Origin of the sequence: Rhodococcus olei (genome assembly GCF_039540555.1) — a bacterium.
GTDB lineage: Bacteria > Actinomycetota > Actinomycetes > Mycobacteriales > Mycobacteriaceae > Rhodococcus_G > Rhodococcus_G olei.
Window position 1 is genome coordinate 54,086 of sequence record NZ_BAABFB010000075.1, and the last position, 14,339, is coordinate 68,424.

The window sequence follows — 14,339 nt, forward strand, 5'->3', positions numbered from 1 at the left end:
GAGAGCACAGATGGGTTCCACCGAGATCATTCCGTTCCTCGACTTCGCGGCGGATTTCGCCGGCGCGACGAGCGACCTGTTCGGTGCGGTGAGCTTCTTCACCGGTTCCGCCGGGGCCGCCGGCGAGCTGTCGGGGTAGGAAACGGTGTCGCCGCGTGGAGCCCGCGTGAAGCGGACTCCACGCGGCTGCCGCGCCGCCCCCGGCTACTTGAGCAGCCGCGACATCCGCCGGTCCGCGAGGATCTTGCCGCCGGTCTGGCAGGTCGGGCAGTACTGGAAGGAACGGTCCGCGTACGAGACCTCCCGCACGGTGTCCCCGCACACCGGACACGGCAGGCCGGTGCGGGCGTGCACCTGCATCCCGGATCGCTTCTCCCCCTTGAGCCGGGCCGCGTCCTGCCCGACCGATCGCGCCACCGCGTCGGCGAGCACCTCCCGCATCACCGCGTGCAGTGTCGAAACCTGTTCCGGGGAAAGCTTGTTCGCGGTGGCGAACGGTGACAGCCGGGCCGTGTGCAGGATCTCGTCGGAGTAGGCGTTACCGATCCCGGCGAGCAGGGCCTGATCGGTGAGGGCGGTCTTGATCCGCTGCGGGGACTTCGACAGCAGCGTCGCGAACGCGGTTTCGGCGACGTCGAGGGCATCGGGCCCGAGCTTTGCGACACCCGGCACCTCCGCCGGTGTCCGCACCAGCCACACCGCGAGCCGCTTCTGGGTGCCGGCCTCGGTGAGGTCGATCGCGGGTGCGGTGCCGTCCGGCGCGAACAGATGCATCCGCAACGCCAGCGGACCCTTGCCCGGTTTGGGCGGCGTCGCGCTCGGGTTGTCCTGCCAGCGCAGCCACCCCGCCCGGGACAGGTGGGTGATCAGCCACAGCCCGTCCTCCTCGCCGCACCGCAGGCCGAGGTGTTTGCCGAACCGGGCGGCGCCGCTGATGTCGCGGCCGCGCAGATGGGAGATCGGCGGGTCGAAGGTCTTGAGGACGCTCAGCGCCGCGACGTCCACCCGCCCGATCACCGCGCCGACCGCGTGGTCGCGCAGGAACTGAGCCAGGGCCTCCACCTCGGGCAGTTCGGGCATGCCCTCAGCGTAGAGCGACTTCGGCCCGGTGGTGCGGTCAGCGCCTGCGCACCAGGTAGGTGTCCATGATCCAGCCCTTGCGTTCGCGCAGCTCGGCGCGCACGCGGACGATCTCCTCCTCCACCGTCCGCAGGTCGCCGGCGATCAGGGTTTCGTCGGCGGTGCCGAGGTAGGCGCCCCACCAGATGTCCCAGTCGCCGGTCAGCGTGGTGAAGCTGTTCTCCGCGTCGAGCATCACGACCGCGTCGCGGACGCCGTCGGGCAGGCCCTCCCGCAGGCGCCGGCCGGTCGTGGTCAGCACCGGCTCCCCGATCCGGTTGAGCACGATCCGGTGCTGCGCGGCCAACGACGACACGCTCGTCACGCCCGGGACCACTGTGTACTCGAAATCCACCACGCCGCGGCCGAGCACCCGCTCGACGATCCGCAGCGTGCTGTCGTACAGCGACGGGTCCCCCCACACCAGGATCGCGCCGACCCCGTCGACCGCGGCGAACGCCTCCTCGAAGACCCGGGCGCGGCGGTCGTGCCAGTCGTCGACGACGCCCTCGTAGTCGGACGGTGTCCGATCACGAGGGGGGTCGACGATGTCGACGATCCGGTACCCGCCGCGCACGTGCTCGTCGAGCAGGCCGGTGCGCAGGTCGACGAGGTCCTGCTTCTGGTCGCCCTTGCCGATGACGAAGAACACCTCGGCCCGGTTCATCGCCTTGATCGCCTGCACGGTCACCTGGTCGGGGTCGCCGGCGCCGACGCCGATCACGAGGAGTTCACGCATGCCGCGCACGCTACCGGGGCGGGTGCCTCACTAGACTGGCAGCCGTGCACACCCCGTACGAGGACCTCCTGCGACTGGTCATGACCACCGGCACCCCGAAGGCGGACCGCACCGGCACCGGCACCCGCGCCCTGTTCGGCCACCAGATGCGCTTCGACCTGGCCGAGGGCTTCCCGCTGATCACCACCAAGAAGGTGCACCTCAAGTCGATCGTCTACGAGCTGCTGTGGTTCCTGCGCGGCGACTCCAACGTCGCATGGCTGCGGGAGCACGGCGTCACGATCTGGGACGAGTGGGCGGACGCCGACGGCGAGCTCGGGCCCGTGTACGGCGTGCAGTGGCGGTCCTGGCCGACCCCGGGCGGAGAGCACATCGACCAGATCACCAAGGTGATCGAGACGCTGAAGACGAACCCGGACTCGCGCCGGATGATCGTCTCGGCGTGGAACGTCGCCGACCTCGACGCGATGGCGCTGCAGCCGTGCCACGCGTTCTTCCAGTTCTACGTCGCCGACGGCCGGCTCAGCTGCCAGCTGTACCAGCGCAGCGCCGACCTGTTCCTCGGTGTCCCGTTCAACATCGCCAGCTACGCGCTGCTCACCCACATGGTCGCCCAGCAGACCGGCCTCGAGGTCGGCGAGTTCGTCTGGACCGGCGGCGACTGCCACGTCTACGACAACCACGTCGACCAGGTCACCGAACAGTTGTCGCGGGAGCCGTACCCGTACCCGACGCTGACGCTGCACAAGCGGGACTCGATCTTCGACTACACGTACGAGGACGTCGAGATCACCGGGTACCACCACCATCCCGCGATCAAGGCACCGGTCGCGGTCTGATGACGGGACTGATCTGGGCCCAGGCCCACCGCGGTGTGATCGGCCGCGACAACACGATCCCGTGGCGCATCCCGGAGGACATGGCGTACTTCAAGGACGTCACCACCGGGCACCCGGTGATCATGGGCCGCCGCACCTGGGACTCGCTGCCCCCTCGATTCCGGCCGCTGGCCGGACGGCGCAACATCGTGGTCACCCGCGACCGGGACTGGTCGGCGGACGGCGTCGAGGTCGCGCACTCCGTCGACGAGGCGCTCGCGCTCGCCGGTCCCGGCGAGACGTGGGTGATCGGCGGCGGCGAGATCTACGCGGCCGCCCTGCCGAGCGCCGACCGGGTCGCGGTCACCGAGGTGGACCTCGACGTCGAGGGCGACGCGCACGCCCCCGCCCTCGGCCCCGAGTGGCACGCCGAGCGGACCGGCGACTGGCAGATCTCGAGCCGCGACGGGACCCGGTTCCGTTTCGTGACCTACGTTCGCCGCTGACCGTACGGCGAGTACGGCGCCACCGGCCGCCGGGTGGGCCATACTGCAGGGGCACGACGATCCCATCAGGTCTTTCCCAGCGAGAGGCACGCACATGGACAAGAAGTCGCTGACCGCCGTTGCGCGGCAACAACTCAAACTCGCGACCGCGGCGACCAGCGGTCGCAGTTCGCAGACGATCTACGGCGGTCACCAACGCAGCCTGCGGCAGACCGTGGTCGCGCTGACCGCGGGGCAGGAGTTGGCCGAGCACGACTCCCCCGGCGAGGCGACGCTGCTGGTGCTCAGCGGCACCCTGACCCTGGTGGCCGGCGACGACTCCTGGAAGGGGTCGACCGGTGACCTGCTGGTGGTGCCTGCGGTCCGCCACCGGGTCGAAGCGGTCGAGGATGTCGCGTTCCTGCTGACCGTCGCGAAGAAGTAGGAACCCGCCCAAAAGAGTGTGAATTTTGGTCACACACACCTCTTGACCCGGGTGAGTGGGCGGGCCTACGTTCCAGAGGTGACGGAACTCTCCGACGCGACGGAGGCTCACCGATGACCAGCACCTCTCCCGCCGACCGCGAGGTCGTCGCCGCCCGCCTGCTCGCCGGGTCGATCAAACGCTCCTACGACCCGGCGGTGGACCTCGACTGGGACGCCCCGCTCGTCGAGGGCCGCTACTTCCTGCCGCCGACGGTGCTGTCGCTGTACGGCACCCCGATGTGGGAGTCGATGAGCGAGGCGCAGCGGATCGAGCTGTCCCGGCAGGAGGCGGCGAACATTCTCAGCGTCGGCGCCTGGTTCGAGAACATCCTGCTGCAGGCGTTGCTGCGGTCCCTGCTGCACCAGGACCCGACCTCGCTGCACACCCGGTACACCCTCACCGAGATGGGTGACGAGTGCCGGCACATGACGATGTTCGGGCGAGCCATCGCCGCGATGGGCGTCAAGCCGTTTCCGTTGCGCAGGCACGAGGCGATGGTGGCGAACCTGCTGCCGAAGACGTTCCGCGGCACGATGCTCTGGGTGGCGGCTCTGATCGGCGAGGAGATCTTCGACGCCACGCAGCGCCGGGTGCAGAACGACCCGCAGCTGCAGCCGATGATGTCGCGGGTGATGCGGATCCACGTGACCGAGGAGGCCCGGCACATCCGCTTCGCCCGCGAAGGCGTCCGCCGCCGGGTCGCGCAGAGCCATCCGATCGAGAAGGTGTGGGTCGGCTCGGTACAGGGCGTCGGCGGACTGTTGCTGCAGCGGTTGTTCACCAATCCCACGATGTACAAGCGGGCCGGGCTCGACCCGCGCGAGGCCCGTCGGCAGGCCCTGGCGAACCCGTACTTCCGGGCGAACCAGCGCCGCGGCTTCGACAGCCTGGCCGCGTTCCTCGAGGAGAACGGCCTGATGCGGGCGCCGTCGCGGGCGATGTGGCGGCGGGCGGGTTTCCTGTGATCCGACGCCGCGCGATCCGGCGCCACCGCACCCCGGAACCGTTCGACCGTGCGGCCCTCGAACCCGACACCGCCTACACCGGACCGGCGGTGCTCGGCACCGACACCGGCCCGCTCGCCGTCGAGGTCCACCTGAACGGGCACTTCGAACCCCTCGACGGGCGCTTCCACTGGTACGGCCGGGTCGACGGGACCGGACTGGACGGCATCGCCGGGCACACCCGGTCCCGGTTGACGCTCGCCGTCGGCACCGGCGCGCCACGCCCCGCGACGCTCGGGGAGCAGGATCCGTGGGGGCACTTCCGGATCAGCGGCACCGGGGCGCCGCCGTTCCCGCTCGACGAGGTCGAGGCGGACCTGCCGATCCCGTAGGTTCACCTGCATGAGCGAGCTGTTCGAACGCGACGGCGTGATCGGCGACCTGCACCGGCCCGAGGGCGACCCGGTCGCGGCCCTGCTGCTCGCGCACGGTGCGGGCGGCGACCGCACCGCGGCGCTGCTGCAGCGCGCGGCCGCCGAGTTCGCGGCGCGCGGCCTGCTGGTGCTGCGGTACGACCTGCCGTTCCGGCAGCGCCGGCCGAAGGGTCCGCCGAGTCCGTCGACCGCGGCCGCGGACCGGGACGGCATCGCCGCGGCGGCCGAGGCTATCCGCGAATCCTGCTCCGGCCCACTCATTCTGGGCGGCCACTCGTACGGCGGACGACAGTCGTCGATGCTCGCGGCCGAGCGCCCCGAGGCCTGCGACGGGCTGCTGCTGTTCTCCTACCCGCTGCACCCGCCGGGCAAGCCGGAGAAGGCGCGCACCGCGCACCTGCCGGACCTGCGCTGCCCGTGTGTGTTCGTGCACGGCACCCGTGACCCGTTCGGCAGCCCCGACGAGATGCGCGCCGCGCTCGACCTGGTCAGCGCCCCACACACCCTGCTCCTCGTCGAGGGCAAGGGCCACGACCTGGCCCCCGGCAAGAGCCCGGCCGTGCCGATGGCCGTCGACGGCGTCGCCGCCGCATTCGGGTTCTGACCGGCGACCTCGGGCTCCCCAGTAGGCTCGACCACATGGTCGACGATCCCGCAGGCGGCCTGGACGACCTGCTCGACACCGTGCATCACCGTCTCGGCGCGGGGGTCGCCTCCCCCGAGACCCTCCGCGACCTTCTCGAGGCGGTGCTGGTGGTCGGCGCCGGACTCGACCTCGACACCACGCTGCAACGGATCGTGCGGGCGGCGACGGAACTGCTCGGCGCCCGCTACGGCGCGCTCGGGGTGCGCGCGCCGGGCGGTGGGTTGTCGGAGTTCGTCTACGAGGGGATCGACGCCGAGACCCGTGCCACGATGGGTCACCTGCCGGAGGGGCGCGGGCTGCTCGGGCTGCTGATCAACGACCCGCGACCGGTGCGGATCCGCGAACTGGCCACCCACGCGGCGTCGGTCGGGTTCCCGCCGAACCACCCACCGATGCGCAGTTTCCTCGGAATGCCGATCATCGTGCGCGGGCAGGCCTTCGGCAGCATCTACCTGACCGAGAAACAGGGCGGGCCCGAGTTCACCGACGTGGACCAGACGATCCTGACGGTGCTGGCCGAGTCGGCGGCGCTGGCGATCGACAACGCGCGGCTGTTCGAGCAGTCCCGCACCCGGGAGCGGTGGCTGAGCGCGATGTCGTCGATCACGTCCCGGCTGCTGATCGGCGGTTCGGTACCCGAGACGCTGGACCTGCTGGTGCGCAGCGTGCGGGACCTGAGTTCCGCGGAGGCCGTGACGCTCGTCGACACCGTGGACGGCGACGCAGGCACCGTCATCGCGACCACCGACCCGCGGGTGACCGTGACCCGGGACGTCGACTTCGCAGAGCTCAGTGCCGGGGCGGGGCGGGCGGCGACGCTGCCCGTGTCCGGTCCCCAGCACGTGCGCGGCGCGCTGGTGGTCAGCGGCGAGGGCGTGGCCGAGTGGGATCCCGACGAGCTGCAGCGGCTGGCGTCGATGGCGGATCTGGCCGCGGTCGCACTCGAGTTCGCGCACCAGCAGCGGCAACAACGCCTGCTCGACGTGCTCGCCGACCGTGACCGCATCGCCCGCGACCTGCACGACAACGTCATCCAGCGGCTGTTCGCGACCGGGATGAGCCTGCAGTCGGTGTCCGCCACCGCGGAGGGGCGCACCGCGGACGTGCTCGCCCGGTCGGTCGAGCAACTCGACCGGACGGTCCGGGAGATCCGGACCACGATCTTCGATCTGCAGTCCGGCGAGGCGACGCCGGACGCGGGTCTGCGGCGGCGGCTCCTCGACGTGGTCGGCGAGCTGACCGCCGGCGTCACCCCGTCCGTGCAGTTCTCCGGCCCCATCGACACCCTGGTCCCGCCTGCGATCGCCACCCACGCGGAAGCCGTACTGCGCGAGGGACTTTCGAACGCCCGTCGGCACGCGCACGCCACCTCGGTGACGGTGACGGTGTCCGCGGCCGAGGACTTCACGATCGTCGTCGGCGACGACGGTGTCGGGATGTCCGGCACCGAACCCCGCAGCGGACTGGCGAACCTGGAACGGCGCGCGAGCGCGTGCGGCGGTCGCTGCGAGCTGCGCAGCCCGGAGTCGGGCGGCACCACGATGACGTGGCGGGTGCCGCTCCGCTGACGGAGCGGCACCCGGGCGCGGCTACGCGATCGGCGGCAGCTGCACCACCTGGCCGGCATAGGCCAGTCCGGCGCCGAAGCCGAGCAGCAACGCGGTGTCGCCGGGACGGGCACCGCCCGAGCGGATCAGCTGTTCCATGGCCATCGGAATCGACGCCGCGCTGGTGTTGCCGGTCTCGACGATGTCCCGGGCGACCGCGACGGTGTCGGGCAGCGCGAGCGTCCGGATCAGCGCATCGGTGATGCGGCTGTTGGCCTGGTGCGGCACGAACGCGTCCAGGTCGTCGGTGGTGACCCCGGACTTCTCCAGTGCGTCGCGGCAGGCCTTCTCCAGGAACGTCACGGCCCACCGGAACACGGCCTGACCGTTCATCCGGATGTACGGGCGCTCCGCGTCGGCGCCCTGCTCCTGGACCTCGGCGAAGAACTGCTTGAAGTCCTTGTCCTGCTTGATGGCCGTGGTCTGGGTGCCGTCCGAGCCCCACGCGACCGGACCGATCCCCTCGGCCTCGGACGGCCCCACGACGACCGCGCCGGCACCGTCGGCGAAGATGAAGGCGCACGTCCGGTCGGTCGGATCGAGCAGGTCGGACAGCCGTTCCACCCCGATCACCAGGACGTGGCGGGCCTGCCCGGCCCGGACGAGGGCGGCCGCGTTGCCGAGCGCGTAGCAGAAGCCGGCGCAGCCGGCGGAGATGTCGTAGGCGGCGGTGTCGTGCATGCCGAGTTCGCTGGCCACGACGGCGCCGGCCGACGGTCCCAGCACCATCTGCGACGAGGTGGCCAGCACCACGGCGTCGATCTGGTCGGCGGCCAGTCCCGCTGCGGCGAGCGCGTCGCGGGCGGCCGCGACACTCATGCTGACGATCGTCTCGTCGGACTCGGCCCAGCGACGAGCCGTGATGCCGGACCGGGTCCGGATCCACTCGTCGGAGGAGTCGATGCGGTCGACGATCTCGGCGTTGGGGACGATCCGCCGGGGCCGGTACGCCCCGAGGCCGAGGAGGGCCGCATGGGCGACGGGACTGGCAGTGGCGATGTGGGCGGGCATGGCATCCTCTCCATATGAACCGATCGGTTCAGGTTCGGATCTAACATGAACCGATCGGTTCACACAAATTTTCCGGAAGGGACCCCGCATGACCACGGCCAGACCGCGCGCCCGACTGCTCGCGACCACCATCGCGACGGTCCAGGAGCTCGGGGTGCACGCGGCCGGGCTGACCGAGCTGCTCAAACGGAGCAACGCGTCGCGCAACTCCCTGTATCAGCACTTCCCGTCCGGCAAGAGCGAGCTCGTGGAGACGGCCACCCGGATCGTGTCGAGGGTGGTGCACTCGCACCTGAGCGCGATGGCGGACCGGCTGCCGGGCACCCCGTCAGTCGGTCAGTGGCTCGACGACCTGTTCGCGTTCTGGCGTGAGCCGCTCGAGTCCAGTGAGTACCGGCTGGGTTCGTTCATGATGGCGGCGGCGCTGGACGAGCTCGATCCGGCGGTGCAGTCCGCGGCCGGTCAGGCGTTCACCGAGTGGACGTCCCGGCTCGCCGACGGCATGGTCGCGGCCGGGGTCGACGACGCGGCCGCGCGGTCGGTCGCCGGGTTGCTGCTGTCGGTGATCGAGGGCGCCATCGTGCAGAGCCGCGCGCTCGAGTCGAGTGAGCCGTTCGCCGACGCCCACGCCCAACTCAGCGTCCTGTTGGACCACCACCTCGCCCGCGCCCGCCGGACGGCCTGATCACCGGCCTCGTTCGGGCCGCCCCCGGAGTTCGGTGGCCAGCACCGCGGCCTGTGTCCGGCGCTGCATGCCCAGCTTCGACAGCAGCCGCGACACGTAGTTCTTCACCGTCTTCTCGGCGAGGTGCATCCGGGCACCGATCTCCCGGTTCGTCAGCCCCTCCCCGATCAGCTCGAGCACGACCCGCTCCTGGTCGGTGAGTTCGTCCACGAGACCGCTCTGGTTGCGCTGGGCTCGGATCCGGGCCAGAACCGCGGCCGTGTCCCGGTCGTCGAGCAGCGATCCGCCGGCGGCGACGGTGCGGATCGCCGCGATCAGGTCGGTGCCGAGGATCTGTTTGAGCAGGTACCCGGACGCCCCGGCCATCACCGCGTCGAACAGCGCCTCGTCGTCCGAGTACGAGGTGAGCATCAGGCACCTCAGTTCCGGCCGCGCCGAGCGCAACTCACGGCACAGTTCGACCCCGGAGCCGTCCGGCAACCGCACGTCCAGGACCGCGACGTCGACCTCGACGGTGGGGACGGCCGTGAGGGCCTCGGCCACGGACGAGGCCTCCCCGACCACGGTGAAGTCGGGGGCGCTGCCGAGCAGGTCCACGAGGCCGCGCCGGACGATCTCGTGGTCGTCGACCAGGAAGAGCCGTGTCTGCATGCACCAATCCCAGCACATCGGGACTTTCGGCACTATCGCCCAGGTCGCCGGTCCAGCAGGCTCGTGTGGACTGTCGGCACTGCGAATGGGACTTCACAACCGTGACTCGCGAACTCACACAGCTCGAGTTGCTCCGCGAACTCGAGTCCGTCGCCGAGGAGAACGTGCACCGGCACCTGGCGATGGCGAAGGACTGGCACCCCCACGACTACGTGCCGTGGGACGACGGCCGCAACTACGCCGCGCTCGGGGGTGTCGACTGGGATCCCGAGCAGTCGCAGCTGACGGACGTCGCGAAGGCCGCGATGGTCACGAACCTGCTCACCGAGGACAACCTGCCCTCGTATCACCGGGTGATCGCGGAGAACTTCTCCCGCGACGGCGCCTGGGGGACCTGGGTCGGGCGGTGGACCGCGGAGGAGAACAAGCACTCGGTGGTGATGCGGGACTACCTGGTGGTCACCCGCGGTGTCGACCCGGTCGCGTTGGAGAACGCCCGGATGACCCACATGACCCACGGCTTCAATCCCGATCTCCAGGAGGGTCTGCTCGACGCGGTCGCGTACGTCACGTTCCAGGAGCTGGCGACCCGGGTGTCGCACCGCAACACCGGCCGGGCGTGCGGCGATCCGATCGCCGACCGCATGCTGGCCCGCGTCGCCGCCGACGAGAACCTGCACATGATGTTCTACCGCAACATCACCGGCGCCGCCCTCGACGTCGCACCCGCGCAGGCGATGCGGGCGATCCTGAAGATCCTCACCAACTTTCGGATGCCGGGCGTGACGATGCCGCAGTTCCGCCGCAATGCCGTGCTGATCGCCAAGGGCGGCATCTACGACCTGCGCCAGCACCTCGACGACGTCGTTCTTCCGGTGCTGCGCACGTGGAAGGTGTTCGACCGCACCGACTTCACCGGGGAAGCGGAGACGCTGCGCGAGCAGTTGGCGGTGTTCCTCGACGGACTGCAGGCCGACGCGGCACGGTTCGAGGAGTCCCGCGACCGGGCGCTGGCCCGCGCGGCGGCCCGGGGACAGAAGGTGGGTGTGCAATGACCGATGTGACGACGGAGCGACCGGCGACCGACACCAAGGCACTGTTCGAGGCGGCGCTGGAGATGGCGGCCGCGGCCAAGCGCGGCAACGTCGCCCGGTGGGCGGAGGCGAAGTCCGCCCGGCACGACCCCGACGCACTCGCCTTCCTGAACTCGATGCTGCTCGGGGTGCTGATCGAAAATGACGCCGTCCGGCGCGGAGTGCATCCCACCGACGTGTGGGCGCGACTGCGGGCGGGCGGGCTCGACGAGTTCGGCTGAACCGACATCGGCCCCGACGTCACCAGCGGGGCGGACTCGTCCGGCAGACGATGGGCCGGTCCCCGATCGGGGACCGGCCCGTCGTTCGTCTCCGGGTCTATCCGGCGGCCGACTCGGGCCGCACGATCAGCACCGGGCAGTCCGCGGTGCTCATCAGCGCGGCGCTGGTGGAGCCGAGCAGCATGCCCTTGAAGCCGCCGCGGCCGTGGCTGCCGACCACGAGAAGCTGCGCCCGCTCGGAGAATTCGCTGAGCACGCGCACCGGGCGGTCCCGGTGCACGACCCGCTGCACCGGCACGTCCGGATACTGTTCGATCCACCCGGCGAGCCGCTCGGACAGCACCGCCTCCTCGGCGGCCTGGATCGCGCTCCAGTGCGGGTCGTCCTCGGTGGCGCCGAGCGACGGCTGCACGGAGACGTCGCTCCAGACGTTCACCGCGACCAGTTGCGCGTTCCGGGCGGAGGCCTCCTCGAACGCGACGGGCACCGCGGCCTCGCTGATCTCGGATCCGTCGACCCCGACCACGACGGGCCCCTCGGTCGGCGGACGGCCGTCGAGGGTGCGGCCGCGGATCACGGCGACCGGCACCGTCGAGTGCGAGGCCACTGCACGGGCGACAGACCCGAGCAGGGCACCGCTGAACTCGCCGAGCCCGCGGCTGCCGAGCGCGATCATCGTCGCCTGCGGTGCGTACTGCAGCAGGACCTCCGCGATCCGGCCCTCGTGCAGCTTGGTGTCGACGTCGAGCTGGCCGACCTCCTCGGCGACCTCGTTCGCGAGGACCGCGGCGCTGTCGAGGTGGGCCCGGCCGGCGTTCTTGAGGTCGTCGCCGTAGCCGCGCACCAGGTAGGGCTCGGTGTAGTAGTAGGCGGGCACGTGCACGACCGAGACCAGCAGCAGCGGGAGCTTGCGGGCCGCGGCCGTGCGGGCGGCCCACACCACGGCCGTCGACGCCGATTCCGATCCGTCCACTCCCACCACGACGGGCTTGCTTGTGCTCATGCTGCTCCCTCACTTGCGATCCGGCACCGGCTGTCGGGGCGACGCACCCCGGACCATTGTCCCGGTTTTTCCCCGGCCCCGCGCGGGCCGAAGGTCCCCACTCCGCCGAGCGCACCGCTCGTCCGGCACCGGATCGACCCCCGGCGCGGCTACGATGATCGTGACGACCTGCGGATTCGCCGGTCGCCGACCTGTGGGCGCAGCCAGTCAGGAGTGTTGCGATGGCCGATCAGAGAAGCGCGAAACCGTCACTGCTGTCGACGATGACGCCCGCGAGATGGCTGGCGCTGATCCTGATGGTGCTGGCGGTGATCTTCATCTTCCAGAACACCGCGACGACCACGATCCAGCTCGCGTGGCTGCACATCAACGCACCGCTGTGGCTGGCCCTGCTGGCGGTGTTCGTGATCGGCTGGGCCGCGGGCTGGCTCACCGGTCGCCGCCGGGTCCGATAGCCGGCAGCCCGCAGACCCGTCGGCCGTCGTACGGAGCCGCGGATACGCGTGCGGGACGACGCCGTCCGCCCGATCCGCGGCTAGGTTGGAGTCCATGCCACCTCGACCGGGCGACGCCCTGGCCGCCGTCGCCGTCGGAGTCGTCTCCGCCGCCGGCTCGGTGGGTGCGGCCCGGCACGGCAACCCGGCCCACCCCCTCGACGCGGCGGCCTTCGTGCTGCTCGCGGTCGGGTCGGCGGCGCTCCTGTGGCGCCGCGTCGCGCCGGTGACGGTGCTGGCCGTGACGCTGGCGGCGGCGCTGGCGTACCTGCTGCGCGGCTACGGCATCGGCCCGGTCTTCTTGCCGGTCGTCGTCGCGTTCCTCACCGCCGCACCGAGGCTCCCGCGTTGGCCGATGTACGCCCTGCCGCCGATCGGATACGTGCTGTTCCTGTGGGGTGTGCCGTGGGCGACCGGCCGCGAGTACCCTCCGGTGTCGGCGGCGGTCGGGGTCGCCGCCTGGCTGCTGACCCTGGTCGCGGTCGCGGAGGTGATCCGGCAACGGCGCGAGGCGATCCGGGCCCGACGCCAGCGCGCCCGCGAACGCGCGCGGGTCGCCGAGGAGGAGCGGCTGCGCCGGGCCAGCGAGGAACGCCTCGACATCGCCCGCGAACTGCACGACGTTCTGGCGCACAGTCTTTCGATGATCAACGTCCAGTCCGGGGTCGCGCTGGAGCTGCTCGACTCCCGGCCCGAACAGGCGGGCGTGGCGCTGGCGTCGATCAAGGAGGCCAGCCGCGACGCACTGGTCCAGGTGCACGCGATGCTGCAGTCCCTGCGGCGGGGCGCCGAGACACCGCCCCTGACGCCGCCGCCGTCGATCACCGATCTCGATCGACTCGTCGCACGGGCACGTGACGCCGGAATCGAGGTCGCGACCACCGTTTCCGGGGACACGAGGCCCCTGCCGACGGCGGCGGACCTGGCGGCGGCACGGATCGTGCAGGAGTCGCTGACGAACGTGGCACGGCACTCGACGCAGACCGCGGCCCGGGTGTCGGTGCGGTACCGGTCCGACGCGGTGGAGGTTCAGGTGGACGACGACGGCCCCGCCCATGCACCGCCGGGGTCCGGGGCCGGCGGAGGCAGTGGCATCGCCGGGATGACCGAACGCGCCCGCGCACTCGGCGGCAGCCTCGCGGCAGGCCCCCGCCCCGACGGGGGCTTCCGGGTGCTGGCACGGATCCCCCTGTCCGACACCGGATCCGGTGCGTCGTGACCATCCGTGTCGTGGTCGCCGACGACCAGGCCCTGGTGCGGGCCGGTTTCGTCGCCCTGCTCGACGCGCAGGACGGGATCGAGGTGGTCGGCGAGGCCGAGGACGGCGAGCAGGCCGTGCGGTCGGCCGTGGACCTGGTCCCGGACGTGGTGCTGATGGACATCCGGATGCCGGTCCTCGACGGGCTCGCGGCGACTCGCCGGATCGCCGGCCGGACCGAGCTGGCCGGGGTCCACGTCGTGGTGCTGACCACGTTCGAACTCGACGAGTACGTCTTCGAGGCGATCCGCGCGGGCGCCGCCGGGTTCCTCGTGAAACACACCGAACCGGCGGACCTGGTGCGGGCGGTTCGTGTGGTCGCGGCCGGGGACGCGCTGCTCTCCCCCACCGTGACCCGGCGCCTGCTCGCCGAGTTCGCCGCCCGCACGAAACCCGTTCCGGACGGGACCGTCCTGGCCGCGCTGACCGACCGGGAGCGCGAGGTGATGGCACTGGTGGCGGAGGGGTTGAGCAACGCGGAGATCGCCGAACGGCTGGTGCTCAGTCCGGCCACCGCCCGTACCCACGTCGGGCGGATCCTGCTCAAACTCGGCGCCCGGGACCGCACCCAGCTCGTCGTCCTCGCGTACGAGTCCGGTCTGGTCCGCCCCGGTTGGCGGTGACCGCGCCGCCGTACGCGCGC

General features: G+C 71.3%; 19 protein-coding genes. 14 read left to right on the top strand and 5 right to left on the bottom strand.

Annotation, left to right across the window (positions count from 1 at the left end; translation table 11 throughout):
• Window positions 1-10 precede the first annotated feature (10 nt).
• Window positions 11-139, top strand: coding sequence for a hypothetical protein (locus tag ABD951_RS24925; protein WP_345351911.1), 129 nt, complete (start codon window positions 11-13; stop codon window positions 137-139).
• 65 nt (window positions 140-204) lie between these two features.
• On the opposite strand, the gene ABD951_RS24930 is transcribed toward ABD951_RS24925, so the two are convergent.
• Both ABD951_RS24930 and cobF read right to left on the bottom strand, forming a co-directional pair.
• The gene (locus tag ABD951_RS24930) at window positions 205-1,080 is read right to left on the bottom strand and encodes an Fpg/Nei family DNA glycosylase (RefSeq protein ID WP_345351914.1); all 876 of its coding nucleotides are present in this window, start codon (window positions 1,078-1,080) and stop codon (window positions 205-207) included.
• A 37-nt stretch (window positions 1,081-1,117) separates the two neighbouring features.
• Window positions 1,118-1,858: a precorrin-6A synthase (deacetylating) gene (gene cobF, locus ABD951_RS24935; RefSeq protein ID WP_345351917.1), complete on the bottom strand. Its 741-nt coding sequence runs from the start codon at window positions 1,856-1,858 to the stop codon at window positions 1,118-1,120.
• Between the two features lie 80 nt (window positions 1,859-1,938).
• Between cobF and ABD951_RS24940 the strand changes: the two genes are divergently transcribed.
• The 7 genes from ABD951_RS24940 (at window position 1,939) to ABD951_RS24970 (ending at window position 7,240) form a co-directional block, all read left to right on the top strand.
• Complete coding sequence (locus tag ABD951_RS24940) at window positions 1,939-2,697, top strand: thymidylate synthase (protein ID WP_345353221.1); 759 nt, start codon at window positions 1,939-1,941, stop codon at window positions 2,695-2,697.
• Entirely contained in the window at window positions 2,697-3,182 is a 486-nt protein-coding gene (locus ABD951_RS24945; RefSeq protein WP_345351920.1) for a dihydrofolate reductase, read from the top strand. Before ABD951_RS24940 ends, ABD951_RS24945 begins: the two co-directional genes overlap by 1 nt.
• A gap of 94 nt (window positions 3,183-3,276) precedes the next feature.
• Entirely contained in the window at window positions 3,277-3,606 is a 330-nt protein-coding gene (locus ABD951_RS24950) for a cupin domain-containing protein (protein ID WP_345351923.1), read from the top strand.
• A gap of 113 nt (window positions 3,607-3,719) precedes the next feature.
• Window positions 3,720-4,613, top strand: coding sequence for an AurF N-oxygenase family protein (locus ABD951_RS24955; protein ID WP_345351926.1), 894 nt, complete (start codon window positions 3,720-3,722; stop codon window positions 4,611-4,613).
• Window positions 4,610-4,984, top strand: coding sequence for a DUF4873 domain-containing protein (locus tag ABD951_RS24960; protein WP_345351929.1), 375 nt, complete (start codon window positions 4,610-4,612; stop codon window positions 4,982-4,984). The genes ABD951_RS24955 and ABD951_RS24960 overlap by 4 nt, the downstream gene beginning before the upstream one ends.
• 10 nt (window positions 4,985-4,994) lie before the next feature.
• Window positions 4,995-5,630 (top strand): alpha/beta hydrolase family protein, encoded by a 636-nt coding sequence (locus tag ABD951_RS24965; RefSeq protein WP_345351932.1) that lies wholly within the window; start codon window positions 4,995-4,997, stop codon window positions 5,628-5,630.
• A 35-nt stretch (window positions 5,631-5,665) separates the two neighbouring features.
• Window positions 5,666-7,240, top strand: a complete 1,575-nt coding sequence (locus tag ABD951_RS24970) for a GAF domain-containing sensor histidine kinase (protein ID WP_345351935.1) — start codon at window positions 5,666-5,668, stop codon at window positions 7,238-7,240.
• Between the two features lie 21 nt (window positions 7,241-7,261).
• Here the strand turns inward: ABD951_RS24970 and ABD951_RS24975 are convergent, their stop codons facing one another.
• A complete protein-coding gene (locus ABD951_RS24975) occupies window positions 7,262-8,290 on the bottom strand; it encodes a beta-ketoacyl-ACP synthase III (RefSeq protein ID WP_345351938.1) in 1,029 nt (342 codons plus the stop codon).
• A gap of 88 nt (window positions 8,291-8,378) precedes the next feature.
• Here ABD951_RS24975 and ABD951_RS24980 point away from each other — a divergent pair, with 88 nt between their 5' ends.
• Window positions 8,379-8,975, top strand: coding sequence for a TetR/AcrR family transcriptional regulator (locus ABD951_RS24980; protein WP_345351941.1), 597 nt, complete (start codon window positions 8,379-8,381; stop codon window positions 8,973-8,975).
• Here ABD951_RS24980 and ABD951_RS24985 read toward each other — a convergent pair whose 3' ends face one another.
• Window positions 8,976-9,626, bottom strand: a complete 651-nt coding sequence (locus ABD951_RS24985) for a response regulator (protein ID WP_345351944.1) — start codon at window positions 9,624-9,626, stop codon at window positions 8,976-8,978.
• Window positions 9,627-9,727: 101 nt separating this feature from the next.
• On the opposite strand from ABD951_RS24985, the gene ABD951_RS24990 reads away from it, so the two are divergent.
• Window positions 9,728-10,681 carry an acyl-ACP desaturase gene (locus ABD951_RS24990; protein WP_345351947.1) on the top strand — a complete coding sequence of 318 codons (954 nt, stop codon included), beginning with the start codon at window positions 9,728-9,730 and terminating at the stop codon, window positions 10,679-10,681.
• A complete protein-coding gene (locus ABD951_RS24995; RefSeq protein WP_345351950.1) occupies window positions 10,678-10,941 on the top strand; it encodes a hypothetical protein in 264 nt (87 codons plus the stop codon). The genes ABD951_RS24990 and ABD951_RS24995 overlap by 4 nt, the downstream gene beginning before the upstream one ends.
• A gap of 97 nt (window positions 10,942-11,038) precedes the next feature.
• On the opposite strand, the gene ABD951_RS25000 is transcribed toward ABD951_RS24995, so the two are convergent.
• On the bottom strand, window positions 11,039-11,944 hold the full coding sequence (locus ABD951_RS25000; protein WP_345351953.1) for a universal stress protein: 906 nt from the start codon (window positions 11,942-11,944) through the stop codon (window positions 11,039-11,041).
• A 221-nt stretch (window positions 11,945-12,165) separates the two neighbouring features.
• Between ABD951_RS25000 and ABD951_RS25005 the strand changes: the two genes are divergently transcribed.
• From ABD951_RS25005 to ABD951_RS25015, 3 genes are all read left to right on the top strand, one after another.
• A complete protein-coding gene (locus ABD951_RS25005; RefSeq protein WP_345351956.1) occupies window positions 12,166-12,399 on the top strand; it encodes a LapA family protein in 234 nt (77 codons plus the stop codon).
• Between the two features lie 94 nt (window positions 12,400-12,493).
• Window positions 12,494-13,657: a sensor histidine kinase gene (locus tag ABD951_RS25010; RefSeq protein WP_345351959.1), complete on the top strand. Its 1,164-nt coding sequence runs from the start codon at window positions 12,494-12,496 to the stop codon at window positions 13,655-13,657.
• Window positions 13,654-14,319, top strand: coding sequence for a response regulator transcription factor (locus ABD951_RS25015; RefSeq protein ID WP_345351962.1), 666 nt, complete (start codon window positions 13,654-13,656; stop codon window positions 14,317-14,319). The genes ABD951_RS25010 and ABD951_RS25015 overlap by 4 nt, the downstream gene beginning before the upstream one ends.
• Window positions 14,320-14,339: the final 20 nt, after the last annotated feature.

What these genes read in the sequence shown, in the direction of transcription:
- ABD951_RS24925 (WP_345351911.1), top strand. Translation starts at nt 11, where the DNA reads ATGGGTTCCACCGAGATCATTCCGTTCCTCGACTTCGCGGCGGATTTC.
- ABD951_RS24955 (WP_345351926.1), top strand. Translation starts at nt 3,720, where the DNA reads ATGACCAGCACCTCTCCCGCCGACCGCGAGGTCGTCGCCGCCCGCCTG.
- ABD951_RS24945 (WP_345351920.1), top strand. Translation starts at nt 2,697, where the DNA reads ATGACGGGACTGATCTGGGCCCAGGCCCACCGCGGTGTGATCGGCCGC.
- ABD951_RS25005 (WP_345351956.1), top strand. Translation starts at nt 12,166, where the DNA reads ATGGCCGATCAGAGAAGCGCGAAACCGTCACTGCTGTCGACGATGACG.
- ABD951_RS24975 (WP_345351938.1), bottom strand. Translation starts at nt 8,290, where the DNA reads ATGCCCGCCCACATCGCCACTGCCAGTCCCGTCGCCCATGCGGCCCTC.
- ABD951_RS24985 (WP_345351944.1), bottom strand. Translation starts at nt 9,626, where the DNA reads ATGCAGACACGGCTCTTCCTGGTCGACGACCACGAGATCGTCCGGCGC.
- ABD951_RS24995 (WP_345351950.1), top strand. Translation starts at nt 10,678, where the DNA reads ATGACCGATGTGACGACGGAGCGACCGGCGACCGACACCAAGGCACTG.
- cobF (WP_345351917.1), bottom strand. Translation starts at nt 1,858, where the DNA reads ATGCGTGAACTCCTCGTGATCGGCGTCGGCGCCGGCGACCCCGACCAG.
- ABD951_RS24980 (WP_345351941.1), top strand. Translation starts at nt 8,379, where the DNA reads ATGACCACGGCCAGACCGCGCGCCCGACTGCTCGCGACCACCATCGCG.
- ABD951_RS25000 (WP_345351953.1), bottom strand. Translation starts at nt 11,944, where the DNA reads ATGAGCACAAGCAAGCCCGTCGTGGTGGGAGTGGACGGATCGGAATCG.
- ABD951_RS25010 (WP_345351959.1), top strand. Translation starts at nt 12,494, where the DNA reads ATGCCACCTCGACCGGGCGACGCCCTGGCCGCCGTCGCCGTCGGAGTC.
- ABD951_RS24965 (WP_345351932.1), top strand. Translation starts at nt 4,995, where the DNA reads ATGAGCGAGCTGTTCGAACGCGACGGCGTGATCGGCGACCTGCACCGG.
- ABD951_RS24940 (WP_345353221.1), top strand. Translation starts at nt 1,939, where the DNA reads ATGACCACCGGCACCCCGAAGGCGGACCGCACCGGCACCGGCACCCGC.
- ABD951_RS24970 (WP_345351935.1), top strand. Translation starts at nt 5,666, where the DNA reads ATGGTCGACGATCCCGCAGGCGGCCTGGACGACCTGCTCGACACCGTG.
- ABD951_RS24930 (WP_345351914.1), bottom strand. Translation starts at nt 1,080, where the DNA reads ATGCCCGAACTGCCCGAGGTGGAGGCCCTGGCTCAGTTCCTGCGCGAC.
- ABD951_RS24950 (WP_345351923.1), top strand. Translation starts at nt 3,277, where the DNA reads ATGGACAAGAAGTCGCTGACCGCCGTTGCGCGGCAACAACTCAAACTC.